Source organism: Streptomyces sp. NRRL S-495, from assembly GCF_000966955.1.
Taxonomy (GTDB): domain Bacteria; phylum Actinomycetota; class Actinomycetes; order Streptomycetales; family Streptomycetaceae; genus Kitasatospora; species Kitasatospora purpeofusca.
Genome location: NZ_JZWY01000036.1, coordinates 14918 through 34862, shown reverse-complemented (window position 1 = coordinate 34862; position 19945 = coordinate 14918). Strand labels below are relative to the sequence as shown.

Sequence of the window (19945 nt, the reverse complement as noted above, 5' to 3'; positions counted from 1 at the left end):
CTGGGGAAAATGCCAGGTGGGGCCCGCTCCGCCTGGGCGGAGCGGGCCCCGTGGGTGCACTTTGCAAAGTGCACCCACGGGTGAACGGCACGGGTGAACGGCACGGGTGAACGGCACGGGTGAACGGGAACAGGAACGGAGCAGCACCGGGAGCGGCACCGGGTGCAGGAACAGGAACAGCACCGGGAACAGGAACGGCTGCTCGGCACTGCGCGCTGCAGTGCCGAGCAGCCGTTCCCACCCGCCCCCGGTGCCGACGCGGCGACACGGGGAGCGGCAGTACCGAGCGGTACTAACCGGCCCAGCCGGAGGTGCGCCAGGCGTTGACGCCGGGGCGCGGGGTCGCGCGCAGCCGCCGCGCGCGGTCGTTCCAGGCGGAGTCCGGGCCGTCGCCCGCGCGGCGGGCCGCCTCGGCGGCGGCCTGCGCGGCGGCGGCCCGGGACTGGACCACCGCCAGGACGGTGGCCAGCTCCTCGGGGGTCGGCTGCCCGTGCAGCACATGGATCGGGGCCATGCTCAATCCTCTCGCGATCCTCCTGAGAGGAGCCACTACAGCGGAATGTTGCCGTGCTTCTTCGGGGGCAGCACCTCGCGCTTGCCGCGCAGCGCGCGCAGACCGCGGACGATGTGCCGGCGGGTCTCGCTGGGCGCGATGACCGCGTCCACATAGCCGCGCTCGGCCGCCAGGTACGGGTTGAGCAGGGTGTCCTCGTAGGAGGCGATCAGCTCGGCCCGCTTCTCGTCGGCGAGGCCGGCCGCGTCGGCCTCGGCGATCTCCCGCCGGTGGAGGATGTTGACCGCGCCCTGCGCGCCCATCACGGCGATCTGCGCGGTCGGCCAGGCCAGGTTGAGGTCGGCGCCGAGGTGCTTGGAGCCCATGACGTCGTACGCACCGCCGAAGGCCTTGCGGGTGATCACGGTGATCAGCGGGACGGTCGCCTCGGCGTAGGCGTAGATCAGCTTGGCGCCGCGGCGGATGATGCCGTCCCACTCCTGCTCGGTGCCGGGCAGGAAGCCGGGCACGTCGACGAAGGTGATCACGGGGATGTTGAAGGAGTCGCAGGTGCGGATGAACCGCGCGGCCTTCTCGCTGGCGGCGATGTCCAGGCAGCCCGCCAGGTCCATCGGCTGGTTGCCGACGATGCCGACCGGGTGGCCCTCGACCCGGCCGAAGCCGGTGATGATGTTGCCGGCGTAGAGCGGCTGGGTCTCCAGGAACTCGCCGTCGTCGAGGACGTGCTCGATCACGCGGTGCATGTCGTACGGCTGGTTCGCCGAGTCCGGCACCAGGGTGTCGAGTTCGAGGTCCTCGTCGGTGACGGACAGGTCCGCCTCCTCCGGGAAGGCCGGCGGGTCGGAGAGGTTGTTGGAGGGCAGGTACGAGAGCAGGCTCTTGACGTACTCGATCGCCTCCTTCTCGTCCGCCGCCAGGTAGTGCGCGTTGCCGGACTTGGTGTTGTGGGTGCGCGCGCCGCCCAGCTCCTCCATGCCGACGTCCTCGCCGGTGACGGTCTTGATCACGTCGGGACCGGTGATGAACATGTGCGAGGTCTGATCGGCCATCACCACGAAGTCGGTGATCGCGGGGGAGTAGACCGCACCGCCCGCGCAGGGGCCCATGATCAGCGAGATCTGCGGGATCACCCCGGAGGCGTGCACATTGCGGCGGAAGATCTCGCCGTACAGGCCGAGCGAGACGACGCCCTCCTGGATCCGGGCGCCACCGGAGTCGTTGATGCCGATGACCGGGCAGCCGGTCTTCAGCGCGAAGTCCATGACCTTGACGATCTTCTCGCCGAAGACCTCGCCGAGCGAGCCGCCGAAGACCGTGAAGTCCTGCGCGAACACCGCGACCTGACGGCCGTCCACGGTGCCGTAGCCGGTGACCACGCCGTCGCCGTACGGCCGGTTCTTCTCCTGGCCGAAGTTGATCGAGCGGTGCCGGGCGAACTCGTCGAACTCGACGAAGGAGTCCTCGTCCAGCAGCTCCACGACGCGCTCGCGGGCCGTCAGCTTGCCCTTGGCGTGCTGCTTCTCGACCGCCTTGGCGGAGCCGGAGTGCACCGCCTCGTCGATCCTGCGCCGGAGGTCGGCGAGCTTGCCGGCGGTGGTGTGCGGGTCGTGCGACGCCTCGGTCATTCCGGTGGCTCTCCCTGATCCTGGGCCGCGACCTGTTTTCGGTGGCGCGGGCCGGGTGGGGGCGGCGCGGACGAGGGGTGCAGGGCGGCACAACGAACTACCGTTGGGTAGCGTAGCCAGCGCGGAGGGCCCGACGTAATGTCCGGCGGTTATGGCCAGCGCCACAGTGTCGTCGGCGCCCGTTCTGGGAGACGATGGGACGGCGTACGGCCTCCCGGCCGGTGCCGGCCCCGCTGTCCGCCTAGGGTGAGCCGCATGACCTCCGACACCCCCCGCCGCAGTGGACTGCGCGGCCTCGGCCACGCCGGACCGTCGCCGTGGACCGACCTGGACCGCCCGCCGCTGGACGCCGCCACGCTCCGCCGGGACCTGGTGCGCCCCGGTGGGCTCTGGACCTCGCTGGACGTCGTCGAGGAGACCGGCTCCACCAACACCGACCTCGCCGCCCGGGCCCGCGCGGGCGCCCCGCAGGGCGCGGTGCTGGTCGCCGAGTCGCAGAGCTCCGGCCGCGGCCGGCTGGAGCGGCAGTGGACCGCGCCCGCCCGCTCCGGCCTCTTCCTCTCCCTCCTGCTTCGCCCGGACGAGGTACCCGTCGAACGGTACGGCTGGTTGCCGATCCTGGTCGGCGTCGCCGCCGCGAGCACCCTGAGCCGGGTCGCCGAGGTCGAGGTCGGCCTGAAGTGGCCCAACGACCTGCAGGTGGAGGTCGACGGCGCCGAGCGCAAGATCGGCGGCATCCTGACCGAGCTGGGCGGCGGGGCGGTGGTCGCCGGCCTGGGGCTGAACGTGTCGCTGCGGGCCGCCGAACTGCCCGTCCCCACCGCCGCCTCGCTCGCCCTGGCCGGTGCCGCCGTCACCGACCGGACCACCCTGCTGCGCGCGCTGCTGCGCGAGTTCGCCGAGCTGTACGGGGAGTGGACGGCGGTCGGCGGGGACCCGCACACCAGCGGCCTGCTGCGCGCGTACGCGCAGCGCTGCACCACGCTGGGCCGCCCGGTGAAGGTGCTGCTGCCCGGTGACCGTGAACTGATCGGCGAGGCGGTCGCGGTGGACGGGGCCGGGCAGCTGGTGGTCCGTACCCCGGACGGGGGCCGGCGGGCGGTCGGCGCGGGGGACGTCGTCCATGTGCGCCCGGAGCCGCGCGACGGGCGGTAGTACGGGCGGGTCGTTCGGCCGGTCCGGAGCGTGCGCCGGCCCCGCTCCGGCCCTGCTCCGGCCCTGCTCCGGACCCCGCGCCGGGCGGGTCGCGCGCCGTGCGCCGGGCGGGTTACGGTGCCTCCCCTTACCTCCCCTTGACTCGGGCGGATGCCCCGGATCGCGCGATTCCGTGCGAACATTCCACCTGGCAGCAGTGTGAGGCGCGCCACTGCCCGAACGGGCGCGGCCGCGCCCGCACTGGCACGACACGAGGCGAGTGCGGCGACCGCACGGGGACGGACCGGTGGCAGAGGACGGCAGCAATGGCGGCGGCAACGGCGCCGACGGCAACGGCGGCCCGGCGGGCTCCGACGACCAGACCGTCGCCCTCGACCTCGAACGCCTGATCCTGGACGCGCCACGCCGCTACACCCCGTACCAGGCCGCGCGGGCCGCCGACGTCCCGATGGAACTGGCCACCCGCTTCTGGCGGGCGATGGGCTTCCCGGACATCGGCCAGTCCAGGGCGCTGACCGACGGCGATGTGATCGCGCTGCGCCGACTGGCGGGCCTGGTCGAGTCGGGCCTGCTGAGCGAGTCGATGGCGATCCAGGTGGCCCGGTCCACCGGGCAGACCACGGCCCGGCTCGCGGGCTGGCAGATGGACACCTTCCTGGAGAACCTCACCCAGTCCGTCGAGCCCGGTCTCACCCGGGCCGATGTCGCCTACCCCCTGGTCGAGCTGCTGCTGCCGGAGCTGGAGCAGTTCCTGGTGTACGTCTGGCGGCGGCAGCTGGCCGCCGTCACCGGCCGGGTGGTGCAGGCCGCCGAGGACAACGAGATCACCAGCGGCCGGCTCGCGGTGGGCTTCGCGGACCTGGTCGGCTTCACCCGGTTGTCCCGGCGGCTGGAGGAGGAGGAGCTCGGCGAGCTGGTCGAGACCTTCGAGAACACGTGCTCCGACCTGATCGTCGGCCGGGGCGGCCGGGTGATCAAGACGCTCGGCGACGAGATCCTCTTCGTCTCCGAGGACCCGGTGATCGCCGCCGGGATCGCGCTCAGCCTGATCGAGGCGCTGGCCGAGGACGACAGCATCCCCGCCCTGCGGGTCGGCATGGCCTTCGGCACGGTCACCTCGCGGATGGGCGACGTGTTCGGCACCACGGTGAACCTGGCCAGCCGGCTCACCTCGATCGCACCCAAGGACGCGGTGCTGATCGACGGCGAGTTCGCGGCCGCGCTGGAGCAGTACGGCAGTGTCGCGCCGGCCGGGGAGGACGCGTCCGGGCTGGCCGACGCCCTGTCGGTGGCCGCGGGGCTGCCGCCCTCCGGGCAGTACGGGCCGCTGCCGGAGGCGGGGCACCGGTTCAATCTGCAGCCGATGTGGCGCCGCCCGGTGCGGGGGCTCGGGCTGGTCGAGCCGTGGCTGCTCTCCCGGCGGCCGCACGGCGAGTAGCGCGCGGCCGGGACGGGCCCGACGGCCGTCCGGCAGCCGTTCTGCCGCTGCTTTGCCCCGTCACCTTCTCGGAACCCGGCCCCGTCACAGCCTGCCACCGTCCCCGTCGGCGCTACCGTCGCCCATCCCGTCAGCGATCCCGTCGCAGCCCCGCGCCGTCCTGCCGCCGTCCGACGGGCGGTCCGTCGCGCCACGCCGAACGGTTGAAGGCCGCACGGTCTGGCGAATCCCGACTCCCAAACGGGGCATAACCGAACGAAACCGCCATAGTCTTGGTGCAGGCGCTCCGGTCCGGGCGGCCGGAGTAGCGAACCGTCGGGCGGGTAACCGATGTCGGACGGGTAGGACCTTCGGGAGCCTTCGGTGGTCACGCCGGCACGGACGGTGCGGGCACGGCGGTCGTCCGCCGACCATCAGGAGGACCGGGCACAGGGAGCGAGGCGAGCCGGTGAGCAGTGAGGCGATCATGACGGACCGCGACTGCGACCGAACGCGGCAGCCGGCGGCCGCCGCGCCGGCGCCCCCCGCCCCCGGGGTGCCCCGCACCCCCGTCGGCGGTGCGGCCACCGACGCCCGGCTGACGGCCGTCGTCGAGCTCGCCCAGGACATGGCGGGTGCGCTCACCCCGCTGGAGGCCGTCCGGGCCGCCGCCGCCCGTGCCACCGGGGCGCTCGGCGCCGCCATGGCCGCCGTCTCGGTCTGGGACCGCGAGTCCGGCCGGCTGCGGGTCCTGGTCAACCACGGTGAGCTCTCCCCCGGGGAGGAGGAGCTGCCCGAGGACGAGTCCTACCCGGTCGCCGACTTCCCCGAGATCGTCACCTACCTGGAGGAGCGCTGGACCACCGGCCGGCTGCCGCGCGCCTGGGTGCAGACCGCCGACAACTCCCAGCCGCACGCCGGGCACGCCCACCCGACCGCCGGCGCGTACTGCCAGGAACGCGCCGCCGCGCTGCGCCGGCGCGGCCGGGCCTGCTGCGTGGTCGCGCCGATCGTGCTGCACGGGCAGGCCTGGGGCGAGCTCTACCTGGCCCGGACCGCCGGGTCGGCCGAGTTCACCGAGGCCGACGCCGAGTACGCGACCCTGCTCGCGGCCCAGATCTCGGCCGGCCTCGCCCAGACCGAGCGCCTCGCCGACCTGCGCAAGCTGGCCTTCTCCGACCCGCTCACCGGCCTCGCCAACCGGCGCGCGGTGGACGCCCGGCTGGAGAGCGCGCTGGCCGCCCACAACCGGGACAACACCGTGGTGTCCCTGGTGGTCTGCGACGTCAACGGCCTCAAGCGGGTCAACGACCAGCTCGGGCACGAGGTGGGCGACCGGCTGCTGGAGCGCTTCGCCCACCAGCTGTCGCTGGCCGCCGCGAAGCTCCCCGGGAGCCTCGCGGCCCGGCTCGGCGGCGACGAGTTCTGCCTGCTCGTCGAGGGCCGAAAGTCGGACGAGGTGGTCGCCGTCGCCGAGGAGCTGTGCGCGCGGGCGCTGGCCCTGGCCGAGGGCGAGGGTGTCGCCTGCGGGGTCGCCTCCACCGGGGACTCCATCGGCCCCGTCACCACCCCCGACCGGCTCTTCCGGCTCGCCGACGCCGCCCAGTACCGGGCCAAGGCCGCCCGGGCCGCGCACCCGGTGGTCGCCGGCCGCAGCCACGGGCCCGGCTTCGCGCCCGACCCGACGGTGCTGCTCGCGGACGCCGCCGACCCGCAGTACCGCACCGACGGGCGCCCCCGGTCCGGCGGCCGGGCCGGTACCGGCGACCGCCGGCGGTTCCGCGGCGCCGCACACAGCGCCGACCCCGGGCAGCTGCTCACGGCGGTGCTCGCCGCGCTCGACCGGCAGGGCGCCGCCCGCGCCGTCCACCCGGCCGACACCATGGGCAAGCTCGCCGTCGTCGCCGAGACCACGGCCCGGCTGCTGGATGCGGTCGGCTGGTGGATCTCCTACGTGCCGCCCGGGTCGCAGCTGATGCACACCGCGCGGCACGCCGTCTACCGGATGACCAGCGGACCGAGCAGCACCCGGGCGGAGACCCAGCGCGCCCAGATCGAGGCCCCGGACGCCGTCTTCGACCTCCGCCACTACCCGCTGACCCGGACCGCCGTGCGCGGCGGCGCCTTCGCGCTGCGCGCCGGGGCGGCGGGCAACGACCCGGCGGAGGAGGCCATGCTGGTGGTCTCCGGCTACCGCGGCATGGTCGCGGCCGGCGGCCAGAACCCGGCGGGCGGCTGGCTCCTCGAACTCTTCGCCGACGACGCCACCCTCCCGCTCGGCCAGGTCGCCGCCGCCCTCCGCGCCCTGGTCGCCGTCGCCCTGGTCGCCGTCGCCCTCGCCGGCCCCGCCTCCCCGCCCGGCACCTGACCCGGGGGCCGGGCGCCCGGGGCCCGCGCACCCGAGCGCCCGGGGAGTGTGGTGCTTCGGTGACCGGTTGGTTCCGAGCGGGTCGCGGTCCGGTCCTGGGGGTGGGCGGGACGGGGTGGGCGTGGGATGGTGTCGGCGGTCGGCGGGCCGTCGGGGTCGCGCCGGATCGATGACGGGGGTTGATTCCTGTGCGCGCTCGGGTGATGGGCCTGGTGCTCTCCGCGGTGCTCGCGTTCGGCGGGACGGCGTTGGCGGCCGCACCGGCGGCCTCGGCGGCCTCGGCGGTTTCGGTGGCCCCGGCGGCCGATGCCGGGTCGCGGACGGTGGCGGGCGGTGGTGCCGTCCGGCAGGTGTCGGCGGGGCAGGGTGCCGGGCAGGTCGGGGCGGCGGCGGAGCGCCATGACGCCGCGCAGCTGGCCGCGTCCAAGGACAAGTCGAAGAAAAAGAAGAAGAAGGGCCTCGGCAAGCTCATCGGACTGGTGATCGGCATCGCCGTGGTGCTGGTGGTGATCGCGGTGATCGTCGTCGTGGTGCTGATGCTGCGCCGCCGCAACCGGTCCTGAGAACGGGGCCGAGTCGGGGCGTGCTCAGTCCCTGACGGGGCCGAGCGCGCCCAGGACGGCCGCCACGACCTGGTCGGCGTAGCCGGGGTCGAGCGGGCCGAGGCCGTGCAGCCAGCGGTAGTACAGCGGGCCGTAGAGGAGTTCGACCGCGAGGTCGAGGTCCGCGTCGGCGCGCAGCTGGCCGGCCTCGCGGGCGGTCCGCAGGCGTTCGCGGGTGACGGTCAGCAGTGGGTCGAGGAGGCGTTCGCGGTAGTCGCGCAGCAGGGCGGGGTCGGTGAGCACCTCGGCGGTGAGGGCGCGTCCGGTCCGGTCGAAGGCGGGGTCGGCGAGTTCGAGGGCGGTGAGCCGCAGGACGGTCCGCAGGTCCTCGCCGAGGTCGCCGGTGTCGGGGAGGGCGAGGCCGCCGGAGGGGTTCTCGTTGGCGGCGAGGAAGGCGTCGAAGACGACGGCGCCCTTGGAGGGCCACCAGCGGTAGATGGTCTGCTTGCCGACGCCGGCGCGGGCGGCGACCTTCTCGATGGTCAGCTTGCCGAAGCCGAGTTCGGCGACGAGTTCGGCGGCGGCGGTGAGGATGGCCGCGCGGCTCTGCTCGTTGCGGCGGCTGGGGTCGGGGGTGGTCTGCGGTCCGGTCATGGGCGCCATTCTAACGAGATGACGAGACGATCCGTATCGTCTTGACGATCGGGCTCGCCGGGTGCATTCTGGTGGCACGTCAGCGAGACGAACCGTCTCGTCTCGACAGAGATCCGAACCGCAGCCTTCCGAGAGGACCACCGGCATGACCCGCTCCGCCCATATCGTCATGGCTTCCATCCCGGCCCACGGCCACGTCAACCCGAGCCTCGCCCTGATCGCCGAGCTCGTCGCCCGGGGCCACCGGGTGAGCTACGTCAACGCGCCGTCCTTCGCCGGGGCGGTCGCGTCCACCGGCGCCACGCCCGTCCCGTACGACAGCGTGCTGCCCTTCGACGGCGACCCCGCGGGGTGGCCCGAGGGCCCGGTGGCGATCCAGGACGTCTTCCTCGACGACGCCCTCGCGATGACCCCGGTGCTGCGCGAGCTCTTCGCCGAGGACCGGCCCGACCTCGTGCTGTACGACATCGGCGCCTTCGCCGCCCGGGCGGTGGCCGAGGGGCACGGCGTGCCGGCGGTGCAACTGTCGCCCACGATGGTCGGCTGGGAGGGCTTCGAGGAGGACATGGCCCCGATGTTCGAGGAGCTCCGCAGCGGGCCCGGCGGCCCCGAGCACTACCGGCGGTTCGGCGACTGGCTGGCCGGCAACGGCCTCGTCGTCCAGGACGTCGAGCGGGACGTCGAGCGGTTCAAGAACCGCCCGGACCGCGCGCTGGCGCTGATCCCGCGGGCCCTGCAGCCCTGTGCGGACCGGGTCGACACCGACCGGATCAGCTTCGTCGGCCAGTGCTTCGGCGACCGTTCGCAGCAGGGCCACTGGCAGCGGCCCGCCGGGGCGGAGAAGGTGCTGCTGGTCTCGCTCGGCTCGGCCTTCACCGACCGCCCGGCCTTCTACCGGGCCTGCCTGGAGGCCTTCGGCAGCCTGCCCGGCTGGCACGTCGTGCTGCAGATCGGCCGGTACACCGACCGGGCCGCGCTGGGCGAGGTGCCGGCCAACGTCGAGGTGCACCGCTGGGTGCCGCAGTTCGACGTGCTGGCGCAGGCGGACGCCTTCGTCACCCACGCCGGCACCGGCGGCGCGAGCGAGGGCCTCTTCCACGGGGTGCCGATGATCGCGGTGCCGCAGGCCGTCGACCAGTTCGCCAACGCGGACTCGCTGGTGGCGCTCGGGGTGGCCCGGCGGCTGGACACCGAGGACGCGACCGCCGGGGCGCTGCGCTCCGCGCTGCTGGAGCTGACCGGGGACCCGGCGGTGGCCGAGCGGCTCGCGGAGGGGCGCGCCGCGGCCCGGGCCGAGGGCGGTACGGCGCGGGCGGCGGACCTGGTCGAGGCCGAGTTGAAGTGAGGTGGGGCGGGGCGGGGGTGCGGCTCAGGCGATCCGGTCGGGGCGGGTGTACACATTGGCGCCCTCGCCGCGCAGGAAGCCGACCAGGGTCAGGCCCAGCTCCTCGGCGAGGTCCACGGCCAGCGAGGACGGCGCCGAGACCGCGGCCAGCAGCGGCACGCCGGCCAGTGCCGCCTTCTGGGTCAGTTCGAACGAGGCCCGGCCGCTGACCAGGAGCACATGGCCGGTCAGCGGCAGCAGGCCCTCCCGCAGCGCCCAGCCGACCACCTTGTCCACCGCGTTGTGCCGGCCGACGTCCTCGCGGGCGCACAGCAGTTCGCCGGTCCGGCCGTCGAACAGGCCGGCCGCGTGCAGGCCGCCGGTGGAGTCGAAGGTGCGCTGGACGGCGCGCAGCCGGTCCGGCAGCGCGTAGAGCAGCGCGGGCGGGACGCTCAGCGGGTCCTCGCCGACCGGGTGCCGGACGTGGGTGCGCACGGCGTCCACGGTGTCGCGGCCGCACAGTCCGCAGGCGCTGGTGGTGAGCAGGTTGCGGTGGGCGGAGAGCGGCAGCGGGCGGGTGGTGTCGCGCAGCGTCGCGTCCACCACGTTGTAGGTGTTGGCGCCGTCCGCGTCGGTGCCGGCGCAGTAGCGCAGTGCCGCCAGGTCCTCGCCGGTGGTGGCCAGGCCCTCGCCGACCAGGAAGCCCGCCACCAGGTCGAAGTCCTGGCCGGGGGTGCGCATGGTGACGGTGAGCGGTTCGCCGCCGAGCCGGATCTCCAGTGGTTCCTCGGCGGCCAGCGCGTCGGGCCGGGTGCTGCGCCCGTCCCCGCGCAGCCGGAGCACCCGCCGCCGTGCCGTCGCCCGCGTCATCGTCCCGCCTGCCTTCCCGTCCGCCGCGCCCGGCGTTGCGCCGTCCGCCTCCCCACAGCGTGCGGCACCGGCCCGGGTATTCGAAAATCCTGGTGACCGGGCGGTTCGGTGTCGCGAGCTTTCGACTGGGCCGAGATGGTTGTCATATCTCCATTCACCTGCTGAGATGATGCATATGGATATGCACAGTGCTGCGGCCGCCCACGCGCCGCTCGTCCAGGTCGGCAAGGCCGACGTCGGCGCCGAGGACGTGCTGGCCGTCGCCCGGGGCAACGCCCGGGTCGAGATCGGCCCCGACGCGATCGCCGAGATGGCGACCGCGCGCGCCCGGATCGACGCCCTGGCCGCCGAACCGCGCCCCGTCTACGGCGTCTCGACCGGCTTCGGCGCCCTCGCCGTCCGGCACATCAGCCCCGAGCTGCGCGCCCAGCTGCAGCGCTCGCTGGTGCGCTCGCACGCCGCCGGGATGGGCCCGGTGGTCGAGCGCGAGGTCGTCCGCGCGCTGATGTTCCTGCGCATGAAGACCCTCGCCAGCGGCCGCACCGGCGTCCGCCCGCTGGTCGCCCAGACCATGGCCGCGCTCCTCAACGCCGGCATCACCCCGGTGGTCCGCGAGTTCGGCTCGCTCGGCTGTTCCGGCGACCTCGCGCCGCTGTCGCACTGCGCGCTCGTCCTCATGGGCGAGGGCGTGGCCACCGGCCCCGACGGCGTCGAGAAGCCCGCCGGCGAGCTGCTCGCCGCCGCCGGCATCGAGCCCGTCGAGCTGCTGGAGAAGGAGGGCCTCGCCCTCATCAACGGCACCGACGGCATGCTCGGCATGCTGGTCATGGCCATCGCGGACCTGCAGCGGCTGTTCACCACCGCCGACATCACCGCCGCGATGACCCTGGAGGCGCTGCTCGGCAGCGACAAGGTGCTCGCGCCCGAGCTGCACGCCCCGATCCGCCCGCACCCCGGCCAGGCGGCCGCCGCCGCCAACATGCTGACCGTGCTCCGGGGCTCCGGCCTCACCGGCCACCACCAGGACGACGCGCCGCGGGTCCAGGACGCCTACTCGATCCGCTGCGCCCCGCAGGTCGCCGGCGCCGGCCGTGACACCCTCGCGCACGCCCAGCTGGTCGCCTCCCGGGAGCTGGCCGCCTCGGTCGACAATCCGGTGGTGCTGCCGGACGGCCGGGTCGAGTCCAACGGCAACTTCCACGGCGCCCCGGTCGCCTACGTGCTGGACTTCCTCGCCATCGCCGCCGCCGACCTCGGCTCGATCTCCGAGCGCCGCACCGACCGGCTGCTCGACAAGGCCCGTTCGCACGGCCTGCCGGCCTTCCTGGCCGACGACCCGGGCGTGGACTCCGGCCTGATGATCGCCCAGTACACCCAGGCCGCGCTGGTCAGCGAGAACAAGCGGCTCGCGGTGCCGGCCTCGGTCGACTCGATCCCCTCCTCCGCCATGCAGGAGGACCACGTCTCGATGGGCTGGTCCGCCGCGCGCAAGCTGCGCCAGGCCGTGGAGAACCTCGGCCGGATCCTGGCCGTCGAGCTCACCGCCGCCGCCCGGGCGCTGGAGATCCGTCAGCAGGCCGGAACGGGCGCCGAGCCGGCGCCGGCCACGGCCGCGGCGATGGCCGCCGCCCGGGCCGCCGGGGTCGGCGGCGCCGGTCGCGACCGCTTCCTGTCGCCGGACCTGGAGGCCGCCGCCGCGCTGGTCGCCTCGGGCGAGCTGGTGCGGGCCGTCGAGCGGGTCACCGGCCCGCTGGCCTGACCTCCGCGCCGTACCGAACGGGTGGGACGGGTGACCGGTGGCCGGTGGCGCCGCCGGTCACCGGTCCCAGTCGCTCTTCGGGGCCGCCGCGCCGCGCTGCTCCTGGATCCGCTCGGCGAGCGAGGACGAGACGTTGACGCCGACGATGCCGCCCCAGCAGACCAGCAGGCCCCAGAAGCCGCCGCTCTCGGCGGCGATCGCGGACAGCGGGATGCCGAGCACCAGCGAGATGATCGGGAGCCTGGTCGCCGAACGGCGGCCGAAGCGGCGCGGCCCGTACCCCGGACGGCCGTACGCCCCGGCCGGGCCGTAGCCCTCGGTCGGGCCGTAGCCGTCGGCCGGGCCGAGCCGCTCGGCCACCCGGCGCTCCACCCGGGCGTCGAGGCGGGCGTCGATCCGGGAGAGGAAGGAGTCGACGAGTTCCGACTCGTACTCCGGGCCGAGCTCCTTGCGGGCCTGCAGCGAGGCGTCCAGATCGCGCCGCAGATCGTCCTGACGAGTGTCCATGGGCACCAGCTTCCTCCCTCCGGAGGCCGCCGGTCCATCGGTCCGACGGGGATTCAGGGCGGTCTCAGGGGGATCTCAGGGTCACCCCGAGACGGCCCGCACCCCCTCCGCCCCGCCCGGGGACCGCTCCGGGAGGTCTCGCCCGACGTTCCGTCGGGCGAGACGTCTTTGCCAGCGGCGGCCCGCTGCTGCACAGTCGTCCGAACAGCTCGCATCCGGAGGTACCGCCATGACCGCCACCGACGACGCCGGCACGGTCGGTCCCTCCGCCCGGCTGCTCCAGCTCTTCGAGGGGCACCGGCTCACCCCCACCCAGCGGCGGATCGCGCACTCGCTGGTCCGGCACGCCACCGAGGCGCCGTTCCTCTCCAGCGTCGAGGTCGCCGAACTCGCCGGCGTCAGCCAGCCCTCGGTGACCCGCTTCGCGGTGGCCCTCGGCTACGACGGCTACCCGGCGCTGCGCAAGCAGCTGCGCGAACTCGGCGCCGGCGAGGCCGCCGCCCCCGAGACCCCGGCCGACGCCGTCCGCAACGAGCACCAGCAGGCCGTGCTCGCCGAGATCGAGCACCTGCGCCACCTGGCCGAGCTGCTCGCCGACCCCGAGCCGATCGCCCGCGCCGCCCGGCTGCTCGCCGCCTCCCGCCCGCTGCCGGTGCTCGGCCTGCGGGCCGCCTCCGCGCAGGCGCGCGGCTTCGCGTACTTCGCCGCCAAGGTGCACCCGGACATCCGGCTGCTGGACGAGGGCGGCAGCATGCTCGCCGACCGGCTGGAGCAGGCGGCCGCCGCGGGCGCGAGCGTGCTGCTCTGCTTCGCCCTGCCGCGGTACCCGCGCGAGCTGATGGACGCCCTGGCGGTGGCCCGGGAGTGCGGACTGACCGTCGTCACCGTGGCCGACAGCGTCTTCGCGCCGGTCGCCAAGCTCTCCGACCTGATGCTGCCGGCCGCCGTCGGCACCGGGCTGGTCTTCGACACCGCCTGCGCGCCGATGATGCTCGGCCGGGTGCTGCTGCAGACCATGTGCGACGAACTCCCGGGCGCCGAGGCGCGGCTGGAGGCCATCGAGCAGTCGGCGGCGGCCCGGGGGCTGTTCCTGGAGTAGCCCGCGGGGGATCGCGCGTCAGGCTTCGAGGGTCTGCCGGATCCGCCGCAGGGTCGCGCGCATGCCGGCCCGGTTGTGCGCGGCCCGCCGCTCCGGGGCGACGCCGGTGAAGACCTTGCCGAGCAGTTCGGCGACCGGCGCGCTGCGCCCGGTCCGCAGGTCCCGCCAGTACTCGGTGAGGTTCGTGCCGCCCTCGCCGTCCGGCGCGAACCGGTAGCCCCACTCCGCGACAGGCAGCCCGAAGGTGTCCACCCGGAACGCGAACTCGCTGCCCGGGCGGGCTGTCGTCACCCGGCAGGTGGTGAACCAGACGAACAGGCCGCGCCGGTTGAAGCCGACGAACCGGTCCCCGGCCCGCAGCGGTCCCCGCCGGGCCCACACCGCCCGGCACTCGGGGCTCCACTCCCCGGTCCGCCGCACGGTGCTGACGGCGCGGTAGACCTCCGTCGGCGTGGCCGCCACGCCGATGCTCTCCTCGATGCCCCACTCGCGGTCCATGTCCGCCCTCCCCGTTCGTCCCCGCGGCCCGGAACGCCGCCCCGGCGACCGTACCCGCAGGTTGGCGATCCGCCCAGGGCGGGCATCATTCCGGTCAGGGGGTGCCGCCATGCGCGTGATCCACGAGATGAAGTTCGTCGGCCGGCTCGCCTCCGGAGCCGACGAGTGGTCCTGCCCGACCTGCGGACGCCGTGTCACCCTGCGCCGTCTGCCCGATCCCGAACTCACCGTCCTCGACCCGGGCGACGAGACCGTCGTCCACGTCGGCGTCATCGAACCCGACGCCCGCGCCGCCGCGGCCGCCGAGCAGTACGGCCTCGGCCCCGTCCAGGAGATCCCCCGCCCACCCCGGACCCCCGCGCCGCCCGTGCCTTCCGGCGCCCGGTCCGCGGACGTCCCCGACGACGCCGACCGCCGCTGGCTCGCCGAGATCGGCATCGACTGGGACGGCGACGCGGCGGCCTGAGGTCCAGTCAGTGTCGAGGTGCGTACAACTGCAGGTCCACTGTCGGGAGTTCACTTGACAGCGGTGCGGTGAGCGGCACCGGCTCGCCGTACTTGCCGTGCAGCACTCCCTGGTAGGCGCCGTCCCGGGGGTGGGTGTAGAGCGTCCAGACGCCCTTACGGGGGTCGACGGTCAGGAGCACCGACACCCCGGCGGTGGCGTACCAGTCGGTTTTGGTGGCGACGGACCTGACGCCCTCGGAGTTCGAGATCACCTCGATCGCGAGAGCCACATCGCGTGGATCTGCCAGCCATTCGTCGTCGTCCTCCCATTCGACGGGGAGCACGACGAGGTCGGGAGTGGCGTAGTCGTCCCTGTTGTCCGGCATGGCGATGGACGAGACCTCGTAGGTGTCGAGGCCTGCGGGAAGCAGTAGGGCGAGCCGGCGATTGAGTCGCTTGATGGTCCCTGCGTGCTTTCCGCGAGGAGTCGGGGACATCACCAGGGTTCCTCCGATGATCTGAACTCGGAGGCCGGTGCTCCGCTCGATCTCCTCCGCCGCGTCCCGGAGTCTCCCCGGCCGCACGGTGATGGCCGTCATCGCGTCCTCCATTCGTCGGCGCCTGGGCCGATTGGCTGGTGTTCGCCGGGTTCAGCGTAGCGCGGAGGGTGTCGGTCGTACGGGCGCTGATCGGATGTGCGCAGGTCTGGCCGAAGGCTGAATGTTTGGATATATTCAGTGAAGTCGAGCCTGAATGAATTCATCCGCAAGGAGATCGTGACATGGTGCAGCAGGCGAGTGGGCCGCGTGAGGTGCGGGCGGCGCGGGGGACCGGGCTGACCACGCAGGGGTGGCAGCAGGAGGCCGCCCTGCGGATGCTCATGAACAACCTCGACCCCGAGGTGGCCGAGCACCCCTCGAAGCTGGTCGTCTACGGCGGCACCGGCAAGGCCGCGCGCGACTGGCGCTCCTTCGACGCCATGGTGCGCACGCTCGAGGGCCTGAAGCAGGACGAGACCATGCTGGTCCAGTCCGGCCGGCCGGTCGGCGTCATGCAGACCCACGAGTGGGCGCCGCGGGTGCTGATCGCCAACTCCAACCTGGTCGGCGACTGGGCCAACTGGGAGGAGTTCCGCCGCCTGGAGAGCCTCGGGCTCACCATGTACGGGCAGATGACCGCCGGGTCCTGGATCTACATCGGCACCCAGGGCATCCTCCAGGGCACCTACGAGACCTTCGCCGCCGTCGCCAACAAGCGCTTCAACGGGACGCTCGAAGGCACCATCACCCTCACCGCCGGCCTCGGCGGCATGGGCGGCGCCCAGCCGCTGGCCGTCACCATGAACGGCGGCGTGGCGATCTGTATCGACTGCGACCCGTCCCGGATCTCCCGCCGGATCGAGCACCGCTACCTGGACGTCGAGGCCAAGAACCTCTCCCACGCGCTGGAGCTCGCCACCGCCGCCCGCGACAAGAAGCAGCCGCTCTCCATCGGCCTGCTGGGCAACGCCGCCGAGCTGTTCCCGCAGCTGCTGGCGATGGACGCGCCGATCGACATCGTCACCGACCAGACCAGCGCCCACGACCCGCTGAGCTACCTGCCGGTCGGCGTCTCCTTCGACGACATGGCCACCTACGCGGCCGAGAAGCCCGCCGAGTTCACCACCCGCTCGCGCGAGTCGATGGCCAAGCACGTCGAGGCGATGGTCGGCTTCCAGGACCGCGGCGCCGAGGTCTTCGACTACGGCAACTCGATCCGCGGCGAGGCCCAGCTGGCCGGCTACGACCGCGCCTTCGCCTTCCCCGGCTTCGTCCCCGCGTACATCCGGCCGCTGTTCTGCGAGGGCAAGGGCCCGTTCCGCTGGGCCGCGCTGTCCGGCGACCCGCAGGACATCGCCAAGACCGACAAGGCCGTGCTCGACCTCTTCCCGGAGAACGAGTCGCTGCACCGCTGGATCAAGATGGCCCAGGAGAAGGTGCACTTCCAGGGCCTGCCCGCGCGGATCTGCTGGCTCGGCTACGGCGAGCGCGACAAGGCCGGCGAGCGCTTCAACGACATGGTCGCCGCCGGCGAGCTGTCCGCCCCGATCGTCATCGGCCGTGACCACCTGGACTGCGGCTCGGTCGCCTCCCCCTACCGGGAGACCGAGGCGATGCTGGACGGCTCCGACGCGATCGCCGACTGGCCGCTGCTCAACGCCATGGTCAACGTCGCCTCCGGCGCGTCCTGGGTCTCCATCCACCACGGCGGCGGCGTCGGCATCGGCCGCTCGATCCACGCCGGCCAGGTCACCGTCGCCGACGGCACCGCGCTGGCCGGCGAGAAGATCCGCCGGGTGCTCACCAACGACCCGGGCATGGGCGTCATCCGCCACGTCGACGCCGGCTACGACCGGGCCGACGAGGTCGCCGCCGAGCGCGGCGTGCGCGTCCCGATGAACGAGCACGGCTCGACGGGCGAGCTGTGAGCGACCAGGGCTCCGCGAGCTTCGAACGGATGTGGGCGGAGCTGCTCCCCGTGGGCCGCTCCGCCGCGTCCGGCGGCTACCGCCGCTTCGCCTGGAACAGCGCCGACGCCGAGTGCCGGGCCTGGTTCGAGCAGCAGGCCCGCGACCGGGGCCTGCACTACGAGCTGGACCGCAACGGCAACCAGTGGGCCTGGCTCGGCGACCCGGCCGGCGAGGGCGCGGTGGTCACCGGCTCGCACCTGGACTCCGTCCCGGACGGCGGCGCCTTCGACGGCCCGCTCGGCGTGGTCTCCTCCTTCGCGGCGCTCGACGAACTGCGCGCCCGGGGGACCGGCCTCACCCGGCCGCTGGCGATCGTCAACTTCGGCGACGAGGAGGGCGCCCGGTTCGGGGTGGCCTGCATCGGCTCCCGGCTCACCGCCGGGGTGCTCGCCAAGGAGCAGGCGTACGAGCTGCGCGACGCCGACGGCGTCCGGCTGCCCGACGCGATGGAGCGGGCCGGCCAGGACCCGACCGCGATCGGCGCGGACGGCGACCGGCTGGCCCGGATCGGCGCCTTCGTCGAACTGCACGTCGAGCAGGGCCGCTACCTGACCGAGGAGCACCCGGTCGGCGTGGCGAGCGCGATCTGGCCGCACGGCCGCTGGCGGTTCGACTTCCACGGCGAGGCCAACCACGCCGGCACCACCCGGATCGAGGACCGCCGCGACCCGATGCTGACCTACGCCAACACCGTGCTCGCCGCGCGGAAGAAGGCGAAGCTCGCGGGCGCGCTGGCCACCTTCGGCAAGGTCGCCGTGGAGCCCAACGGCACCAACGCGATCGCCTCGCTGGTGCGCGGCTGGCTGGACTCCCGGGCGGCCGACGAGGAAACCCTCACCGCGCTGGTCGAGGAGATCGGCCGGGCCGCCGCCGAGCGCGGCGAGCGCGACGGCGTCACGGTCGGGCTGACCCGCGAGTCCTACACCCCGGTGGTGGACTTCGACGGCCCGCTGCGCGACCGCCTCGCCGCCCGGCTGGGCGGCGTCCCCGTGCTGCCCACCGGCGCGGGACACGATGCCGGGATCCTCGCCTCGGCGGTCCCGACCGCCATGCTGTTCGTGCGCAACCCGAGCGGCGTCTCGCACTCCCCGGCGGAGCACGCCGAGCCGGCCGACTGCCTGGCCGGCGTCGCCGCCCTCGCCGACGTACTGGAGGACCTGGCGTGTCAGTAAGCAGTACCGGAGGCGCGCAGACGACAGGCCGTGCCGGCGGCGCGCAAACGACAACGTTCTGGGCGCAGTACGCCTGGCTGCCGCACGCCAACGGGCCGGTGGTCGAGCCGGACGTGCTGATCACCACCGGGGCCGGTGGAAAGATCGCCCGGGTGCAGCCGGACAGCGGGCCCTGCCCGCCCGGCGCCGTCCGGCTGGAGGGCCTGCTGCTCCCGGGGCAGGCGAACGCGCACTCGCACGCCTTCCACCGGGCGCTGCGCGGCCACGTCCAGGTCGGCTCCGGCACCTTCTGGACCTGGCGCGACACCATGTACCGGTTCGCCGGCGCGCTCGACCCGGACCGCTACCTGGCGCTCGCCACCGCGGCCTACGCGGAGATGGCGCTCGCCGGGATCACCGCCGTCGGCGAGTTCCACTACCTGCACCACGCGCCCGGCGGCGCCCGGTACGACGATCCCAACGCGATGGGCGAGGCGCTGATCGAGGCCGCCGCCCGGGCCGGCATCCGGATCACCCTGCTCGACACCTGCTACCTGTCCTCCGGCTTCGGCACCGAGCCGACCAGGCCGCAGCTGCGGTTCAGCGACGGCGATGCCGAGGCCTGGGCCGAGCGGGCCGACCTGCTGAAGGCCCGCGAGCACGCCCGGATCGGCGCCGCGATCCACTCGGTGCGCGCCGTGCCCGCCGAGCAGATCGGCACCGTCGCCGAGTGGGCGGCGCAGCGCGAGGCGCCGCTGCACGTCCACCTGTCCGAGCAGACCGCCGAGAACGACGCCTGCCTCGCCGCGCACGGCGTCACCCCGACCCGGCTGCTCGCCGACCGCGGCGCGCTCGGTCCGCGCACCTCGGTCGTGCACGCCACCCACCTCACCGAGGAGGACGTCGAGCTGCTGACCGGCTCCTCCACCACCGTCTGCATGTGCCCCACCACCGAGCGGGACCTCGCGGACGGCATCGGCCCGGCCCGGCAGCTGGCCTCCGGGGGGTGCCCGATCAGCCTCGGCAGCGACAGCCACGCCGTGATCGACCCGTTCGAGGAGGCCCGGGCGCTGGAGCTGGACGAGCGGCTGCGCACCCGCACCCGCGGCCACTGGACGGCGAACGCGCTGCTCCGGGCCGGTACGGAGGACGGCCACGCCTCGCTCGGCTGGCCCGAGGCGGGGCGGATCGAGGCCGGTTCGCTGGCCGACTTCACCGTGATCGCCCTGGACTCGGTGCGCACGGCCGGTCCGGCGCCCCGGCTGGGCGCGGAGATCGCGGTGTTCGCGGCCGCCGCGGCGGACGTCCGGCACGTGGTGGTCGGCGGCCGGCACGTGGTGAAGGACGGCACGCACACCCTGGTGCCGGACGTGCCGGGCGCGCTGCGGTCCTCGATCGCCGCGCTCGGCTGCTGAGTTCTCGGCATTCCCGTGGGTGACCGGGGGCGGGCGGCATCGGACCGTCCGCCCCCGCTCCCGTTTCCCGCTCCGCCCCCGTTTCCCGCTC

Annotated in this window: 17 protein-coding genes and 1 pseudogene; 11 read left to right on the top strand and 7 right to left on the bottom strand. The window is 74.1% G+C overall.

The features are described from left to right. Positions 1-292 precede the first annotated feature (292 nt). Together VR45_RS03040 and VR45_RS03035 are read right to left on the bottom strand one after the other, a co-directional pair. Positions 293-514 carry an acyl-CoA carboxylase subunit epsilon gene (locus VR45_RS03040; protein ID WP_030393431.1) on the bottom strand — a complete coding sequence of 74 codons (222 nt, stop codon included), beginning with the start codon at positions 512-514 and terminating at the stop codon, positions 293-295. Between the two features lie 35 nt (positions 515-549). Then, positions 550-2139, bottom strand: a complete 1590-nt coding sequence (locus VR45_RS03035; protein ID WP_045938098.1) for an acyl-CoA carboxylase subunit beta — start codon at positions 2137-2139, stop codon at positions 550-552. Between the two features lie 255 nt (positions 2140-2394). Between VR45_RS03035 and VR45_RS03030 the strand changes: the two genes are divergently transcribed. From VR45_RS03030 to VR45_RS49910, 4 genes and pseudogenes are all read left to right on the top strand, one after another. Further along, positions 2395-3294, top strand: coding sequence for a biotin--[acetyl-CoA-carboxylase] ligase (locus VR45_RS03030; RefSeq protein WP_045938097.1), 900 nt, complete (start codon positions 2395-2397; stop codon positions 3292-3294). Between the two features lie 286 nt (positions 3295-3580). Next, positions 3581-4732 carry an adenylate/guanylate cyclase domain-containing protein gene (locus tag VR45_RS03025; RefSeq protein ID WP_045938120.1) on the top strand — a complete coding sequence of 384 codons (1152 nt, stop codon included), beginning with the start codon at positions 3581-3583 and terminating at the stop codon, positions 4730-4732. Positions 4733-5339: 607 nt separating this feature from the next. Then, a pseudogene (locus tag VR45_RS48305) lies at positions 5340-6365 on the top strand (sensor domain-containing diguanylate cyclase); the annotation flags it as partial. A 902-nt stretch (positions 6366-7267) separates the two neighbouring features. Further along, positions 7268-7642, top strand: a complete 375-nt coding sequence (locus VR45_RS49910) for a hypothetical protein (RefSeq protein WP_159394102.1) — start codon at positions 7268-7270, stop codon at positions 7640-7642. A gap of 24 nt (positions 7643-7666) precedes the next feature. Here VR45_RS49910 and VR45_RS03010 read toward each other — a convergent pair whose 3' ends face one another. Beyond that, entirely contained in the window at positions 7667-8275 is a 609-nt protein-coding gene (locus VR45_RS03010) for a TetR/AcrR family transcriptional regulator (RefSeq protein WP_045938095.1), read from the bottom strand. A gap of 169 nt (positions 8276-8444) precedes the next feature. On the opposite strand from VR45_RS03010, the gene VR45_RS03005 reads away from it, so the two are divergent. After that, positions 8445-9620, top strand: a complete 1176-nt coding sequence (locus VR45_RS03005; RefSeq protein ID WP_234325812.1) for a macrolide family glycosyltransferase — start codon at positions 8445-8447, stop codon at positions 9618-9620. 24 nt (positions 9621-9644) lie between these two features. Here VR45_RS03005 and fdhD read toward each other — a convergent pair whose 3' ends face one another. Beyond that, entirely contained in the window at positions 9645-10469 is an 825-nt protein-coding gene (fdhD, locus tag VR45_RS03000; RefSeq protein ID WP_045938093.1) for a formate dehydrogenase accessory sulfurtransferase FdhD, read from the bottom strand. Positions 10470-10650: 181 nt separating this feature from the next. Here fdhD and hutH point away from each other — a divergent pair, with 181 nt between their 5' ends. Further along, positions 10651-12228 (top strand): histidine ammonia-lyase, encoded by a 1578-nt coding sequence (gene hutH / locus VR45_RS02995; protein ID WP_107084086.1) that lies wholly within the window; start codon positions 10651-10653, stop codon positions 12226-12228. 57 nt (positions 12229-12285) lie between these two features. Here hutH and VR45_RS02990 read toward each other — a convergent pair whose 3' ends face one another. Beyond that, the gene (locus VR45_RS02990) at positions 12286-12735 is read right to left on the bottom strand and encodes a hypothetical protein (RefSeq protein WP_045938091.1); all 450 of its coding nucleotides are present in this window, start codon (positions 12733-12735) and stop codon (positions 12286-12288) included. 229 nt (positions 12736-12964) lie between these two features. On the opposite strand from VR45_RS02990, the gene VR45_RS02985 reads away from it, so the two are divergent. Then, positions 12965-13834 carry a MurR/RpiR family transcriptional regulator gene (locus tag VR45_RS02985; RefSeq protein WP_030393442.1) on the top strand — a complete coding sequence of 290 codons (870 nt, stop codon included), beginning with the start codon at positions 12965-12967 and terminating at the stop codon, positions 13832-13834. Between the two features lie 18 nt (positions 13835-13852). Here VR45_RS02985 and VR45_RS02980 read toward each other — a convergent pair whose 3' ends face one another. Next, the gene (locus VR45_RS02980; protein WP_045938090.1) at positions 13853-14332 is read right to left on the bottom strand and encodes an SRPBCC family protein; all 480 of its coding nucleotides are present in this window, start codon (positions 14330-14332) and stop codon (positions 13853-13855) included. 109 nt (positions 14333-14441) lie between these two features. Here VR45_RS02980 and VR45_RS02975 point away from each other — a divergent pair, with 109 nt between their 5' ends. Continuing rightward, positions 14442-14798, top strand: coding sequence for a hypothetical protein (locus tag VR45_RS02975; protein ID WP_045938089.1), 357 nt, complete (start codon positions 14442-14444; stop codon positions 14796-14798). A gap of 7 nt (positions 14799-14805) precedes the next feature. Here VR45_RS02975 and VR45_RS02970 read toward each other — a convergent pair whose 3' ends face one another. Further along, positions 14806-15378 (bottom strand): Uma2 family endonuclease, encoded by a 573-nt coding sequence (locus VR45_RS02970; RefSeq protein WP_045938118.1) that lies wholly within the window; start codon positions 15376-15378, stop codon positions 14806-14808. A 182-nt stretch (positions 15379-15560) separates the two neighbouring features. Between VR45_RS02970 and hutU the strand changes: the two genes are divergently transcribed. From hutU to VR45_RS02955, 3 genes are read left to right on the top strand one after another with little or no spacing between them, the layout of a single operon-like run. After that, positions 15561-17246 (top strand): urocanate hydratase, encoded by a 1686-nt coding sequence (hutU, locus tag VR45_RS02965; RefSeq protein WP_045938088.1) that lies wholly within the window; start codon positions 15561-15563, stop codon positions 17244-17246. A 29-nt stretch (positions 17247-17275) separates the two neighbouring features. Continuing rightward, positions 17276-18460: an allantoate amidohydrolase gene (locus VR45_RS02960; RefSeq protein ID WP_078896195.1), complete on the top strand. Its 1185-nt coding sequence runs from the start codon at positions 17276-17278 to the stop codon at positions 18458-18460. Beyond that, the gene (locus VR45_RS02955) at positions 18451-19854 is read left to right on the top strand and encodes a formimidoylglutamate deiminase (RefSeq protein WP_078896188.1); all 1404 of its coding nucleotides are present in this window, start codon (positions 18451-18453) and stop codon (positions 19852-19854) included. Before VR45_RS02960 ends, VR45_RS02955 begins: the two co-directional genes overlap by 10 nt. Positions 19855-19945: the final 91 nt, after the last annotated feature.

What these genes read in the sequence shown, in the direction of transcription:
- VR45_RS03040 (WP_030393431.1), bottom strand. Translation starts at nt 514, where the DNA reads ATGGCCCCGATCCATGTGCTGCACGGGCAGCCGACCCCCGAGGAGCTG.
- VR45_RS03035 (WP_045938098.1), bottom strand. Translation starts at nt 2,139, where the DNA reads ATGACCGAGGCGTCGCACGACCCGCACACCACCGCCGGCAAGCTCGCC.
- VR45_RS03030 (WP_045938097.1), top strand. Translation starts at nt 2,395, where the DNA reads ATGACCTCCGACACCCCCCGCCGCAGTGGACTGCGCGGCCTCGGCCAC.
- VR45_RS03010 (WP_045938095.1), bottom strand. Translation starts at nt 8,275, where the DNA reads ATGACCGGACCGCAGACCACCCCCGACCCCAGCCGCCGCAACGAGCAG.
- VR45_RS03005 (WP_234325812.1), top strand. Translation starts at nt 8,445, where the DNA reads ATGGCTTCCATCCCGGCCCACGGCCACGTCAACCCGAGCCTCGCCCTG.
- fdhD (WP_045938093.1), bottom strand. Translation starts at nt 10,469, where the DNA reads ATGACGCGGGCGACGGCACGGCGGCGGGTGCTCCGGCTGCGCGGGGAC.
- hutH (WP_107084086.1), top strand. Translation starts at nt 10,651, where the DNA reads ATGCACAGTGCTGCGGCCGCCCACGCGCCGCTCGTCCAGGTCGGCAAG.
- VR45_RS02990 (WP_045938091.1), bottom strand. Translation starts at nt 12,735, where the DNA reads ATGGACACTCGTCAGGACGATCTGCGGCGCGATCTGGACGCCTCGCTG.
- VR45_RS02985 (WP_030393442.1), top strand. Translation starts at nt 12,965, where the DNA reads ATGACCGCCACCGACGACGCCGGCACGGTCGGTCCCTCCGCCCGGCTG.
- VR45_RS02980 (WP_045938090.1), bottom strand. Translation starts at nt 14,332, where the DNA reads ATGGACCGCGAGTGGGGCATCGAGGAGAGCATCGGCGTGGCGGCCACG.
- VR45_RS02975 (WP_045938089.1), top strand. Translation starts at nt 14,442, where the DNA reads ATGCGCGTGATCCACGAGATGAAGTTCGTCGGCCGGCTCGCCTCCGGA.
- VR45_RS02970 (WP_045938118.1), bottom strand. Translation starts at nt 15,378, where the DNA reads ATGACGGCCATCACCGTGCGGCCGGGGAGACTCCGGGACGCGGCGGAG.
- hutU (WP_045938088.1), top strand. Translation starts at nt 15,561, where the DNA reads ATGGTGCAGCAGGCGAGTGGGCCGCGTGAGGTGCGGGCGGCGCGGGGG.
- VR45_RS02960 (WP_078896195.1), top strand. Translation starts at nt 17,276, where the DNA reads ATGTGGGCGGAGCTGCTCCCCGTGGGCCGCTCCGCCGCGTCCGGCGGC.